Source organism: Kitasatospora sp. NPDC059146 (genome assembly GCF_042786665.1).
GTDB lineage: Bacteria > Actinomycetota > Actinomycetes > Streptomycetales > Streptomycetaceae > Kitasatospora.
This window is the reverse complement of record NZ_JBHZCY010000023.1, coordinates 49252-62123: the sequence shown is the minus strand read 5'-3', so window position 1 is coordinate 62123 and position 12872 is coordinate 49252. Positions and strand designations below refer to the sequence as shown.

12 protein-coding genes are annotated in these 12872 nt (G+C 75.2%); 7 read left to right on the top strand and 5 right to left on the bottom strand.

What is annotated here, in order from left to right; genetic code table 11:
- Positions 1-28 precede the first annotated feature (28 nt).
- The 4 genes from ACFXPX_RS13305 to ACFXPX_RS13290 all read left to right on the top strand — a co-directional run bounded on the left by ACFXPX_RS13305 (position 29) and on the right by ACFXPX_RS13290 (position 4487).
- Positions 29-763, top strand: coding sequence for an alpha/beta fold hydrolase (locus ACFXPX_RS13305; RefSeq protein ID WP_380523491.1), 735 nt, complete (start codon positions 29-31; stop codon positions 761-763).
- Positions 764-872: 109 nt separating this feature from the next.
- Positions 873-2321, top strand: coding sequence for a dihydrolipoyl dehydrogenase family protein (locus ACFXPX_RS13300; protein ID WP_380523492.1), 1449 nt, complete (start codon positions 873-875; stop codon positions 2319-2321).
- A 169-nt stretch (positions 2322-2490) separates the two neighbouring features.
- Positions 2491-3585, top strand: a complete 1095-nt coding sequence (locus ACFXPX_RS13295) for a WD40/YVTN/BNR-like repeat-containing protein (protein WP_380588576.1) — start codon at positions 2491-2493, stop codon at positions 3583-3585.
- Positions 3586-3731: 146 nt separating this feature from the next.
- A complete protein-coding gene (locus tag ACFXPX_RS13290) occupies positions 3732-4487 on the top strand; it encodes a GNAT family N-acetyltransferase (RefSeq protein WP_380641067.1) in 756 nt (251 codons plus the stop codon).
- Positions 4488-4575: 88 nt separating this feature from the next.
- On the opposite strand, the gene ACFXPX_RS13285 is transcribed toward ACFXPX_RS13290, so the two are convergent.
- The gene (locus tag ACFXPX_RS13285; protein ID WP_375891249.1) at positions 4576-5433 is read right to left on the bottom strand and encodes an EamA family transporter; all 858 of its coding nucleotides are present in this window, start codon (positions 5431-5433) and stop codon (positions 4576-4578) included.
- A 74-nt stretch (positions 5434-5507) separates the two neighbouring features.
- On the opposite strand from ACFXPX_RS13285, the gene ACFXPX_RS13280 reads away from it, so the two are divergent.
- On the top strand, positions 5508-6380 hold the full coding sequence (locus tag ACFXPX_RS13280; RefSeq protein ID WP_375891247.1) for a MurR/RpiR family transcriptional regulator: 873 nt from the start codon (positions 5508-5510) through the stop codon (positions 6378-6380).
- Between the two features lie 18 nt (positions 6381-6398).
- Here the strand turns inward: ACFXPX_RS13280 and ACFXPX_RS13275 are convergent, their stop codons facing one another.
- Positions 6399-7352, bottom strand: a complete 954-nt coding sequence (locus ACFXPX_RS13275) for a DUF4436 family protein (protein WP_375891245.1) — start codon at positions 7350-7352, stop codon at positions 6399-6401.
- Between the two features lie 159 nt (positions 7353-7511).
- Here ACFXPX_RS13275 and ACFXPX_RS13270 point away from each other — a divergent pair, with 159 nt between their 5' ends.
- Positions 7512-8546: a LacI family DNA-binding transcriptional regulator gene (locus tag ACFXPX_RS13270; RefSeq protein WP_380523497.1), complete on the top strand. Its 1035-nt coding sequence runs from the start codon at positions 7512-7514 to the stop codon at positions 8544-8546.
- A gap of 8 nt (positions 8547-8554) precedes the next feature.
- On the opposite strand, the gene ACFXPX_RS13265 is transcribed toward ACFXPX_RS13270, so the two are convergent.
- The 3 genes from ACFXPX_RS13265 to ACFXPX_RS13255 all read right to left on the bottom strand — a co-directional run bounded on the left by ACFXPX_RS13265 (position 8555) and on the right by ACFXPX_RS13255 (position 10930).
- Positions 8555-9592, bottom strand: coding sequence for a sphingomyelin phosphodiesterase (locus ACFXPX_RS13265; RefSeq protein ID WP_380641065.1), 1038 nt, complete (start codon positions 9590-9592; stop codon positions 8555-8557).
- Positions 9593-9824: 232 nt separating this feature from the next.
- On the bottom strand, positions 9825-10343 hold the full coding sequence (locus tag ACFXPX_RS13260; protein WP_375891239.1) for a GNAT family N-acetyltransferase: 519 nt from the start codon (positions 10341-10343) through the stop codon (positions 9825-9827).
- Positions 10344-10444: 101 nt separating this feature from the next.
- Complete coding sequence (locus ACFXPX_RS13255) at positions 10445-10930, bottom strand: molybdopterin-dependent oxidoreductase (RefSeq protein WP_380641063.1); 486 nt, start codon at positions 10928-10930, stop codon at positions 10445-10447.
- Between the two features lie 413 nt (positions 10931-11343).
- Here ACFXPX_RS13255 and ACFXPX_RS13250 point away from each other — a divergent pair, with 413 nt between their 5' ends.
- Positions 11344-12843, top strand: a complete 1500-nt coding sequence (locus tag ACFXPX_RS13250; protein WP_380523501.1) for a PucR family transcriptional regulator — start codon at positions 11344-11346, stop codon at positions 12841-12843.
- The last annotated feature ends 29 nt before the right edge of the window (positions 12844-12872 follow it).

The following is a 12872-nucleotide window of genomic DNA, read 5'->3' as shown; positions in this document are numbered from 1 at the left end:
GGTCCCCACCGCGGAAGGACGGTCCACCATGAGCACCTTCGTACTGGTTCCCGGATTCTGGCTCGGCGCCTGGGCCTGGGACGAGGTGGCCGCGCCGCTGCGCGCGGCCGGGCACCGGGTCCACCCGGTGAGCCTGCCCGGGCTCGCCGAACGGGCCGGCGAGCAGGGCGACTTCGGGCTGGAGGAGCACATCGCGGACCTCGCCGACCTGCTGGTACGCGAGGACCTGTGGGACGTGGTGCTGGTCGCGCACAGCGGCGCCTGTGCCCCGGTCGGCGGGGTCGCGGACCGGATGCCGGAGCGGATCCGGCGGGTGGTCTACCTGGACAGCGGGCCGATGGCGGACGGCGGTTCGCTCTACGACCTCTGGCAGCCCGACTACCGCGAGGCCGCCGACGCCTCGGTGGTCGACGGCCGCCTGCCGATGCCGCCGTGGGACGCGATCGCCGCCTCCGGCGCCAGCACCGAGGGCCTGGACGGGGCCGCGCTGGCCCGGATCGGCACCCGGGTCACCCCGCACCCGGCCGGCTCGTACCGGGACCGGCTCCGGCTGACCGGCGCCGGGGCCGCCCTGCCGCAGGCCCTGGTCTCCTGCTCCTTCCCGCTCGACCGGGTGCGGGAGATGATCGCGGCCGGCCACCCGTGGTTCGTCGGGCTGGACGGGCCGAACTGGGAACTGCGCGAACTGCCCACCGGGCACTGGCCGATGTTCTCCCGCCCCGCCGACACCGCCGCGCTGCTCGCGGAACTCGCGGCGATCTGATCACGGTTGGCGTGTTCGCCCGTGCTCCGGCCGGTCCGCGTCGCAGGATGGGGCGCACGCCGCACCCGGTCGGGGACCGGGCGACCCGCGAGACCACGGAGGACCGGACATGACCAGCAGCAGCACCACCGGGGAGTACGACGTCATCGTCCTGGGCGCCGGGCCGACCGGCGAGAACGTGGCCGACCGGACCGTCGCCGCGGGCCTGAGCACGGTGATCGTGGAGGCCGAACTGGTCGGCGGCGAGTGCTCGTACTGGGCCTGCATGCCGAGCAAGGCGCTGCTGCGCCCGGCCGCCGCGCTGGACGACGCCCGCGCGGTGGGCGGCGCCCGGGAGGCGGTCGGCGACGGGCGGCTGGACGCGGCGGCAGTGCTGGCCCGCCGGGACTCCTTCGCCTCGCACTGGAAGGACGACGGCCAGGTGCAGTGGCTGCGGGACACCGGCATCGAGCTGGTCCGCGGCCACGGTCGGCTGGCAGGCGTGCGGACCGTCACGGTGGAGGCGGAGGACGGCACCGAGCGGGTGCTCACCGCCCGGCACGCCGTCGCCGTGTGCACCGGCAGCCGCCCGGTGCTGCCCGCCACCGTGCCCGGGCTGGCGGAGGCCCACCCGTGGACCAACCGGGAGGCGACCGGCTCGCCGACCGTCCCCGGGCGGCTCGCGGTGGTCGGCGGCGGGGTGGTCGGCGTGGAGATGGCCACCGCCTGGCGGGCGCTCGGCTCCGAGGTGGTGCTGCTGGTGCGCGGCGACACCCTGTTGCCGCGGATGGAGCCCTTCGCGGGCGAGCTGGTGGCCGAGGGGCTGTGGGAGGCCGGCGTGGACCTCCGCTTCGGCACCGAGGTGACGGCCCTGGAACGCGCCGACGCCACCGGGCCGGCGGTGCTGACGCTCTCCGGCGGCGATCAACTGACCGTCGACGAGGTGCTGTACGCCACCGGCCGGGCCCCGCGCACCGCCGACATCGGACTGGAGCAGGTCGGACTGCGGCCGGGCAGCTGGCTGGACGTGGACGACAGCTGCACGGTGCTGGGCGTGGACGGCGAGTGGCTGTACGCCGCCGGGGACGTCAACCACCGGGCGCTGCTCACCCACCAGGGCAAGTACCAGGCCCGGATCACCGGCGGGGCGATCGCTGCCCGGGCCGAAGGGCGCGCCCTGGACACCTCGCGCTGGGGCGCGCACTCCGCGTCCGCCGACCTCGCCGGAGCGCCGCAGGTGGTGTTCACCCGACCCGAGGTCGCGGCCGTCGGCCTGACCCTGGCCGAGGCCGAGCGGCTCGACCTGCGGGTCAAGGCCGTCGACCACGAGATCGGCAACGTCGCCGGGGCCTCGCTCTACGCCGACGACTACCGCGGCCGTGCCCGGGTGGTCTTCGACCTGGACCGGCAGGTGATCATCGGCGCCTGCCTGGTCGGCCCGGCCGTCGCCGAACTGCTGCACTCGGCGACCGTCGCGGTGGTCGGCGAGGTGCCGGTCGACCGGCTCTGGCACGCCGTCCCCGCCTACCCGACGATCAGCGAGGTGTGGCTGCGGCTGCTGGAGGGCTGCCGGGGCTGATCCCCCGGCACCTCCGGACGCCCCCTGGGGGGCACCCCTCCCCCTCAGGGGCGCGGCGCGGCGAGGTGTGACCGCCGGTGGACGGCGGGACACTGGGCGGTGGGGTCGCGTCCGCCGCGCCCCGGGGGGGGCGTCGCGGGGGGCCGCTCGCGATCAGGTGGTGTGAGACATGACCGAGGTGCTGTTGGCCGTCGGAACCGAGAAGGGCCTCTTTCTCGGCCGCAGCCGCGACCGGCTGGACTGGGAGTTCAGCGGGCCGCACTTCCCGATGAACGCGATCTACTCCGTCTCGATCGACCGCCGCGAGGGCCGCACCAGACTGCTGGTCGGCGCCGACAGCAGCCACTGGGGGCCCTCGGTGTGGCGCTCCGACGACCTCGGCGCCCGCTGGCACGAGCCGGCCCGGCCGGCGATCCGCTTCCCCGAGTCGACCGGCGCCTCGCTCACCCGGGTCTGGCAGCTCCAGCCCGCCGGGCCGGAGGCCCCCGGGGTGGTGTACGCGGGCACCGAACCCGCCGCACTGTTCCGCTCCACCGACGGGGGCGAGAGCTTCACCCTGGTCGAAGCGCTCTGGAACCACCCCCAGCGGTCCGCGTGGGGCGCCGGCTACGGCGGCCAGGGCCTGCACACCGTCCTCACCGACCCGCGCGACCCGCAACGGCTGCTGGTCGCGGTCTCCAGCGGCGGCGTCTACCGCAGCAAGGACGGCGGCGACAGCTGGGAGCCCTCCAACACCGGCCTGCGCGCCGAGTTCTTCCCGGAGGAGCGCCAGTACCCCGAGTTCGGCCAGTGCGTGCACAAGATCGCCGCCGACCCGGTCCACCCCGACCGGCTCTACCTGCAGAACCACGGCGGGGTCTACCGCAGCGACGACCGGGGCGGGAGCTGGCACTCCATCGCGGACGGCCTGCCCGCCGAGTTCGGCTTCGCGGTCGCCGCCCACCCGCGCCGCGGCGACACCGCCTACCTCTTCCCGCTCGGCGGCTCGGACGACCGGATCCCGCCCGGCCGCCGCTGCCGGGTCTTCCGCACCACCGACGGCGGCACCAGCTGGCAGCAGCTGGCCGACGGGCTGCCCGGCGAGGACCACTACGGCATCGTGCTGCGCGACGCCCTGCGCACCGACGACGCCGACCCGGCCGGGATCTACTTCGGCAACCGGACCGGCGACGTGTACGGCAGCCGCGACGAGGGCGAGACCTGGTCACTGCTGGTCTCCCACCTGCCGGACGTGCTCTGCGTCCGGGCGGCGGTGGTGGGCTGAGCGACCGGCGGCCGGGCCGGTGGGCCGAGCGACCGGCGGCCGGGCCGGTCGAAAACCGGTTGCCGGGGCGCTCCGGTTCTGGTGAGCATGGGCCGCCGACGAACGATCTCGTGATTCTCGTGATTCTCGCGAAGTGGGGTGGGGCCATGCCCGAAACGGACTGGGTGATCAGGCACGACGGCGCCGGAGCACCGGTGCTGCGGTACCAGCAGGGCGAGCGGGAGGGACGCCCCTGGGCCGACCTGCTGGAGGTGCTGGACGACTCGGCGGACGCCGTGGCGTACGTCCGCGCAGAGCTGGCGGGCTGGGTGGTCTCCGGCAGCCCCGAGCTCGGGCAGCGGCTGCTCGCGCAGGGGGCGACGGCCCTGCGCCACGCCCACACCTTCCGGCGGGACCTGCGCGCCGATCCCCCGCCCGCCGACTGGGCCGGGGCCCCGTTGCGGGAGGGGCTGCGGGCGGTGCCCTGCGACCGCGCGCCCGAGGAGCTGCTGGAGCCGTGGCGGGCCGCCTTCGACCCGGCGCACGTGGACCACTTCCCCGGGGACGACGCCCGGGCCCTGGCCGAGCGGATCGGCCCGCTGCTGGCCGGGAACGCCATCGGCCCGGTGCTGCCGTCCAGCCTGCTCGCCGTGGACGCCGAGGACCGGGTGGTCGGCGCCGCCGTGCTGACCGATCGCGACGGCCTGCCCTGGGTCGCGGAGGTCTTCCGCCACCCGCGGCGCGGCTACCGCGGCCTCGGCGCCGACCTGCTCCGCCGGGCGGTCGCGGACGCCGCCGGGCGCGGGCTGGCCGACGTGCACCTGGTGGTCTCCGAGGGCAACCCGGCCCGCCGGGTCTACGAGGCCCTGGGCTTCGAGCTGCGGGAGACCTCGCTGACCGTGATCGTGCCGGACGCCGCCTGAGGCCCGCCGGGCCCAAGGCCCTGATCCAAGGCCCTGAGCCTGAGCCCTGAGCGCTGAGTCCTGAACCCTGAGCCGCGGGCGCCAGGGCTCAGGGCCGGGCAAGCTCCAGGACGGCGATCCCGCCGAGGACGGTGAACGCGGCGGTCAGCCGCAGCCGCCCGAGGCGCTCGCGGAACACCACGGTGGCGATCAGCGCGGCGATCACGATGCTGGTCTCGCGCAGCGCCGCGATCGTCGCCAGGTTGCCCCGGGACTGCGCCCAGACCACCAGGCCGTACGCCGTCAGCGAGAGCACCCCGCCGAGGACCCCGACCGGCAGCACCCCGCGCATGCCGGTGAGCAGGGTGCGGCCGCGCCGGGCCCAGACCACTGCGACGAGCGCCGGCCCCTGGAGCAGGAACAGCCAGGCCACGTACCCGCCGACGGTGCCGGCGTGCCGGACGCCGCTGCCGTCCAGCACCGTGTACCCGGCGATCATCGCCCCGGTGCCGGCGGCGGCCGTGAGAGCGGGCAGCTGCGCCCGCCCGGGTATGCCCTGGGCGAAGGCCAGCCCGATCAGCCCGCAGGAGATCACCACCACGCCCGCCAGCTCGCCCGCGCCCAGGTGCTGGCCGAGCACCGTGACCGACAGCAGGGCGACCAGCAGCGGCGCCGAACCGCGGGCGATCGGGTACATCTGCCCGAAGTCGCCCAGCTGGTAGGCCCGCAGCAGCAGGACCGTCGAGACCGTCTGGACCACCGTGGAGGCCAGCAGGTACGGCCAGGCGGCGGCCGCCGGCAGCGGGTTGACCGCCACCAGCACCACCGCGCAGGCGGTGTACGTCAGGTTGATCAGCGCGAAGCCGACCATCTTGTCCGGGATCCGGTGCGCCAGCCCGTTCCACACCGCGTGCAGCACGGCGGCCGTGAGCACGGCCAGCGGCACGGCCGATCCGATTTCTGACATGGCGAAGCTCCCCTCCCGTCAGCCTGCCGGATTTCCGGCGGCGCTGGAACTGGATTCCACGCTACCCTAGAGCCATGGAAGAACGTTCCGAATTTTTCACGCCCCTGGAATCCCAGCTGGCCGCGCAGATCCGGGCCAGGCTCGGCGAACTGCGCGGCACCGAGGCGCGGGTCGCCCGGGTGGTGCTGGACCGGGGCGCCGAACTGGTGCACCTGAGCGTCAGCGACGTGGCGGCGCTGGCCGGGACGGCACCCTCCTCGGTGGTCCGGGCCTGCCAGCGGCTCGGCTTCCGCGGCTTCCAGGAGTTGAAGATCGCCGCGGCCCTGCACGCCCCGGCCGCCCCCGCCGCGGAACCGGCCGCGGACGCCGACGACCCGGCCGCCCGGGCCCTCGCCGACACCCTGCGCGCCGCCCGGGCCGCCCTGGAGGGCATCACCGCCACGCTCGGCCCGGACGACCTGCGGGCCGCCGCCGAACTGCTGGACGACGCCCCCCGGGTGCTGCTGGTCGGCACCGGGCTGTCCGGCGCCGTCGCTCTGGACATCGCCTACCGGCTGCGGGCGCTCGGCCTGGTGGTGGACGCCCCGGCCGACTCGATGACCGCCCAGCTGGTCGCCGCCGGGCTGCCGCCGGGCGCCGTCTGCCTGGCCGTCAGCCACACCGGCGCCACCCACAGCGTGGTGGCCGCCGCCCGGGCCGCCCGGGCGTCCGGGGCCGAGGTGCTGGCGCTCACCAGCTACGCCCGCTCACCGCTCACCGAGACGGCGACCTGCGTCCTGGTCGCGGGCGGGCAGGACCTGGTCTTCGGTCTGGAGACCACCGCCAGCCGGCTGGCCCACCTGGCCGCCGTGGACGCGCTCGCCCAGACCCTGCTGGCGCTGCGCGGGCCCCGCGCGGAGCAGGCCCTGCGGCTCGCCGCCGACGTCTGCGCGGACTACGTGTACTGACCCCGGCGATCAGGACGGCTACGTGCTGGGCCGGTGGGCGCCCTCGATCCGGGCGCCGCGCACCACGACCATGGTCAGGCCCACCGCGACCAGCAGCTCCGCCCAGAAGAACGCCGCGTAGTCCAGCAGTGAGCCGATCGGCGGGCTGCCGGGCGCGGCGTTGCGCATGCCGACCAGCGCGAACAGGGTGGCCGCCATCCAGCTCAGGGCCGGCCAGACGATCCCGCGCCGCTGCCGGACGATCAGCCAGGCCGCCACCAGGACGGACAGCGCCAGCGCCCACATCGCCGCCATCATGAACCAGGCCAGGATGTAGGTGCTGCGCGAGCGGCTGATCTGCTCGGTGACGGCGATGCCGAGGCCGTCGGTCTCCTTCTCCCCCTGGGTGAAGGCGAAGAACGGGTCGGCCTCCTGGATCCCGATCGTCACCGGGACCGGCCGCCCCCCGACGGTGGCCCGGAAGCCGACCTGCGCGCGGTAGCCGTCGAAGGGGTAGTCGGTGACCCGCCCCTCGGCGAGGCTGAACGACACCGGGCTGGAGGGGATCGGCTGGCCGGCCGGGTACTTGAGCACGGTCTGCTCCAGCGAGGTGGTCTCCAGTGCCACGTCCTGCGCCGGGATCTGCTGGATGCCGGACGTCCCCAGGGCGCCGTGCGGCACCACCAGGATCTTGGCGGCGACGGTCTGGGCGGCCGCGTCGACCCGCTGGAGCACCACGTCGACCTCCAGGAAGTCCGACGGGTGGTCGACGCCCACCTCCTGGGCCCGACCGCGGGTGGAGCGCTCGTCGGAGTAGAGCACCAGGCCGGCGGCCACGAACAGCACGATCGCCACCAGCACGGCGTACGCCCGCCAGGGGCGGACCTTCGGCCGGGTGGCGCTCGTGGCGCGCACCCGGGCGTCGATGCGGACCTTGGGCCGGGCGGTCGGACGCAGGGGCCGGACGGCCCTGCGGTGCGGCGGCGTGCTCATCGACCTGCTCCCACGGTCGGCGGCGGCGGCACCTGCTGCCGCCCGTCCCGCCAGCGTCGGCACGCTACCACCTGCTCCGCAACCGGGGCGGGCCGCCCGGGGCCTCCCCGCAGACGCGGAAAACACGCTGGTCGGAGCCGCTGTGTAGGCTCATCCGTCATGGCGAGGGTGACACGGGACGATGTGGCGCGGGTGGCGGGGACGTCCACGGCGGTCGTGAGTTATGTGATCAACGACGGACCGCGTCCGGTGGCACCGGCCACCCGGGCGCGGGTGCTCGCGGCGGTGGAGGAGCTCGGCTACCGGCCCAACCGGGTCGCCCAGGCGATGGCCCGCCGCCGGACCGACCTGCTCGGCATGGTCGTGCCGGACGCCCGGCAGCCCTTCTTCGCCGGGCTCGCCCACGCCGTGGAGCAGGCCGCCACCGAGCACGGCCGGCTGCTGCTGATCGGCAACTCCGACTACGCGGACGAGCGCGAGGCGCACTACATCCGGGCCTTCCTGGGGATGCAGGTGGACGGGCTGATCCTGGTCACCCAGGACCCGGCCGCCCCCGGGCTGAGCGGCTTCGACTCGGCCGACGGCACCCCGGTCGTGCTGCTGCACCACCGCACCGAGAGCGTCGACGGCGTGGCCGTGGTGGCCGACGACGAGGGCGGCGCCCGCGAGGTGGTCCGCCACCTGCTCGACCACGGCCACGCCGAGGTGCACTGCTTCGGCGGCACCCTGGCGCTCAGCCCGCTCGACCCGGTCACCGGGCGGACGGCCGGCTGGGCCGAGGCGCTGGCCGAGGCCGGGCTGTCCACCGACGGCCGGCTCACCCCGGCGCCCTTCGACCGGGTCCGGGCGCACGCCGAGGCGCTCACCCTGCTGAGCCGGCCCGACCGGCCGTCCGCCGTCTTCTGCGCGACGGACGACCAGGCGATCGGCCTGCTGCGGGCCGCCGACGACCTGGGCATCCGGGTGCCCGAGGAGCTCGCGGTGGCCGGGTTCGACGACATCGCGGAGGCGGTGATCGCCGGACCGGCGCTGACCACCGTCACCACCGCGCAGGACGAGATGGCCCGGGCCGCGGTGGACCTGGTGCTCGGCGGGCCGGAGCGCCGCGCCGCCGGGGCCCGGACCTTCCCGGCCCGGCTGGTGGTGCGGCGCTCCTGCGGCTGCCCGGCCGGCGGTGCCGGGCAACAGCCCTAGACCGCAGGTCAGTTGAGCTGGAAGGTGGCCTCGACCGGGTAGTGGTCGCTGGGCGCGTTGGTGTCCGGCTGCCCCGGCACCCAGCCGGCCTGGGGGTCGAAGTCGACCTTCACGTCGGACATCGAGTTCGGCACCGGGCGGCCCGGGGCGTTGAGGTAGCCGAGGTAGTCCAGGTCGTCCCGGTAGTCGGTCGGGAAGGTCTCCACGCCCGCCATGTACTGGCACCAGGCGGAGACCGGGCAGTCCATGGTGGTGCGGGTCTGGTTCGGGGCGGTGGCCGGGGTGCCGAGCACGCCGTTGACCGCGTTCTGGGCGTTGGCGTAGTCGCCGCGGGCCTGGCCGTGGAAGTACTCGACGTTGAGGTCGCCGCCGATCAGCACCGGCGCGCCGCTGCCCACGATGCCGTCGACCCAGGCGCGGATCTCGGCGAGCTGGCCGAGCCGGGTGGACTGGGTGGTGTCGGTGGAGGTGTCGGCCTCGTCCGCCTGGAGGTGGGTGCCGACCACCCACGCGGTGCTGCCGTTCTTCTTCACCTGCACCAGCGCCGCGCCCTTGTTGGCGTGGTAGTCCCAGGTGCCGTAGGTGGAGTTGCTGAACACGTGGGCGTACTGGGCGGTGATCGGGTACTTGGAGAGGATCATCGTGCCGCCGTTGATGACGAACCACGAGTTGGAGCAGTTGCCGCTGACGCCCGTCCAGCCGCCGCCCGAGCAGGTCCCGCCGACCACCGGGGTGCGGTACGGGTAGAGGTCGGCGAGCTTGGCGTTGATGTCGGCGGTCGAGCTGTTGTTGAACTGCTCGTCCAGGACGACCACGTCGGCGTTGTGCTGCCGGACGATCTGCTCGATCACCGGGGTGCGGCGGGCGGCCTGCTCGTTCTGGGTGCTGTCGACGATCGCGGTGCCGAGGTCGACGTTGAAGGCGAGGACGGACAGCGCGGTGGGGCTCGCCGCGGTGGTGGCGGAGGCGCTCGGGGCGGTGCCGCCGAGCAGCAGTGCGGCGGCGGCCGCCGAGGTGAGGGCGGTGGCCGTGCGGCGCGAGAGCATGGGCGTTCTCCTGGGGGTCCGTCAACCGGTGGGGTTCCGGGCGGGCCGGGGTGACCGGCCGCCGGTGATTGGCGGGGGAACGCTAGCTACTGCTCGGTACGTCGGGAAGAACGCCAGGCGATCAGTTGCGATCGCTCCTGTGGCGCTGAGATGTCTGTACAGCTCAGGGCCGTCGGCCGACAAGATGTCTGTACACCCTGGTACCCGCCGCCGGCCGGCCGGTGAACGGCCGTCAGCCGTCCGACAGTTCGTCCGCGAGCAGGTCCATCAGCAGGTTGTCGTGCCAGGTGCCGTCCGAGCCGCGCTCGTACTGGCGCATGGTGCCGACCGGGCGGAAGCCGACCTTGGTGTAGCAGCGGATGGCGGCCAGGTTGTCCGCGGCCGGGTCGATCACCAGCCGGTGGTAGTGGTGGTCGTGCACCAGGTGCCGGGCCAGGGTGCGCACGGCGTCCGTCCCCAGGCCCAGACCGTGCACCGAGGGGTCGAGGAAGATGTCCATCCCGGCGTGCCGGTACTCGTCGTCGTTCTCGGCGTACCACTGCACGGCGCCGACCACCCGGCCGCCCACGTCGATCGCGAAGGTCTCGGTCTCGGGGGCGTCCAAGTCCCGGGCGACCTCGTCGACCAGGTCGTCACCGCCCCGCCAGCGGGCGAACACCTCGGGCGTGCTGCGGATCGCCACCAGTGCCGGGATGTCGTCGGCGGTGGCCGGGCGGAGGGTGACCAGGGTGCCGTGCAGAATCGTCCCCATATGGGGCATGTTGGCACGGAAAGCCGCCTCTGGCCAGCGGTTTTCCAGGGGCCCCGCCCGGCACCGCGGCACGGGGCGGGCCGGGGCCGCGAGCCGGGCGGTCAGCCCGCGGCGGGCCGCTCCTGGTCGCCGAGCGGGCCCAGCCAGACGGCGGTGACGGCACTGACGTAGCGGGCGCCGCAGTGGTCGTCCGGGACGACCAGCTGCGGGCCGTCCGCGTCCAGCGGGGCGCCGTCCATGCTGGTGGCGAGCAGGATCCGGCGGCCGCCGAAGTCCGGGTCGATCTCGGCCCAGGAGACCACCGCCCGGTGGCCGTCCGCACCGACCACGTTGAGCAGGAAGCGCAGCCGCTGCTTGCGGCCGGAGAAGTCGATCCGGGGCCGGGCGGCGAGCAGGACGTCCAGCAGGGCCGGGCCCTCGTAGCCGTGCCGCTGCTCGCCCTCGGTCAGGCAGTCGAAGCTGACCTCGACCCGGTGCGCGGGGAGGGTGCGCAGTTGCTCGACGGTCAGCTCGGCCGGCTCGTCGAAGTGGCCGTGCAGCCGGACGGTGGGTGGTGCCGGGGTCACGCCGGGGCCGGTCCGGATCATGGCGCTCCTTCCTCCCGGGCCGCGCCACTGCGGCCCGGGAGGAGGACTACCCGAGGGGCAGCTCCGACATTCGCGGTTGCGGCGCTGAATGCCCTCATTCAGCGGCAGCTGAGATGACCGGGCGACGGTTCAGCTCGCAGGTGCGAGACCGGTCGCGGTGCACGCCGGAGGCCGCGGCGCCCGCCGGAGGAGAAGGACCGGCGCGCCCCGCACACCGATTCAAGCAACCCGGCAATCGGGCGGACCACTGGTTCCGCACACCGGTCACGGGGCCCTCGGCTGGATGATCCGACAAGAAGATTCGCGGTTGTTCCACTGGCATTTACGATGCATATGCGTCGGCATCCCTCTCATCTGCGAGAGGAAGCGACGCGGCGCACCAGAGCGACACCCCTGGCGAGAGCGAGCGAAAGATGATCGTCGGCGACCTGCTGCACCTCGACGACCTGTCCATCCGGCTGGCCTGGGGCACCCCCGACCTGCTCGACCGCCCGGTCACCGGCGTCAGCTCCACCGACCTCCAGGACCCGGCCCGCTACCTCCAGCCCGGCGAACTCGTGCTCACCGGCCTGGTCTGGTGGCAGCCCGCCGACGCCTCCGGCGCGCTGCGCTTCGCCACCGCGCTGCGCAGCGCCGGGGTGGCCGCCCTGCTGGCCGGCGAGGGCACCCACGGCAGCATCCCGGACGGCCTGGCCGAGGCCTGCCGCACCCACGCCATCCCGCTGCTCGCGGTGCCCGCCGGGGTGAGCTTCCGGGCCGTCACCGACCGGGTCTACCTGCGGCTCTGGGGCGACCTGCGGGCGGGGGCGCAGGACACCGCGGCGATCCCGGAGACCGTCCGCAGCGAACTGCTCGACCTGGTCCGCACCGAGGCCGCACCCGGCCAGGTGCTGGCCCGCGCGGTCGGCCGGCTCGGGCTGCCCGAGTGCTCGATCACCACCGCCGGCGGCCGCCCGGTGGCCGGCCCGCCCCAGCCCGCACCGGCCGCCGGTCGCGGCGGGCCCGGGCTGCCGGTCGGCCCGCAGGACGGCTCCCCGTTCGACGGCTGGCGGCTGCGGGCCCACCCGCACACCCCCGCCGTGGAACCGGCGCTCCAGGGCCTCGCCGACCTGCTCGCCCCGCTCGCCGCCCGCGCCCGGGCCGCGGCCGGCACCCGGCGGCGGGCCGCCGGACGGCTGCTGGACGCGTTGGCCGACGACGCCGGACTCACCGAACCGCTCGCCGCCTGCGGGCTGGCCGAGACCGGCCCGCTGGTGGCGGTCACCGCGCGGATCGAGCCCGGCCGGGCCGGCGACGAGGCGCCGGTCGACTGGGCGGCGCACGCGCTGGCCGAGGCCCTGCACCCGCTGGACGTCCCGTACGCGGCCGGCACCGACCGCACCGGGCTCACCGCCGCACTGGTGGCCGCACCCGCCGAGCGGGTCGCCGAACGGCTGCGCCGGGCCCGGCCCGCCCTCCAGGCCCGGCTGACCGGCCGGCGCACCCTGCGGATCGGCGTCGGCCCGGCCGCCCCGGCCACCCCCCAGGCGCTGCGGGCGGCCCTGGTGCAGGCCCGGTACGTGTTGGCGGGCGCCCCCGGCCCGGTTGGCAGCACCGCCGAACTGGACTCCCTGGACGGGCTGTTGCGCGGCATCCCGCCCGAGGTGACGGCCGCCTTCCACGCCCGGCTGCTGGCCCCGCTGACCGCCCACGACGCCGAGAACGGCGTCTCGCTGCTCGGCACCCTGGCGGTGTTCCTCGACCACGACGGCTCCTGGGCGCGGACGGCCGAGCAGCTCCACATCCACGTCAACACCGTCCACTACCGGATCCGCCGGATCGAGGAGCTGACCGGCCGCAACCTGGCCCGCCTCCGCGACCGGACCGACCTGCGGGCGGCACTGCTGTGCGCGCCGGCGGCGGCCGTCCGGTGACCGCCCGGTGACCGCCGTCCGGTGACCGC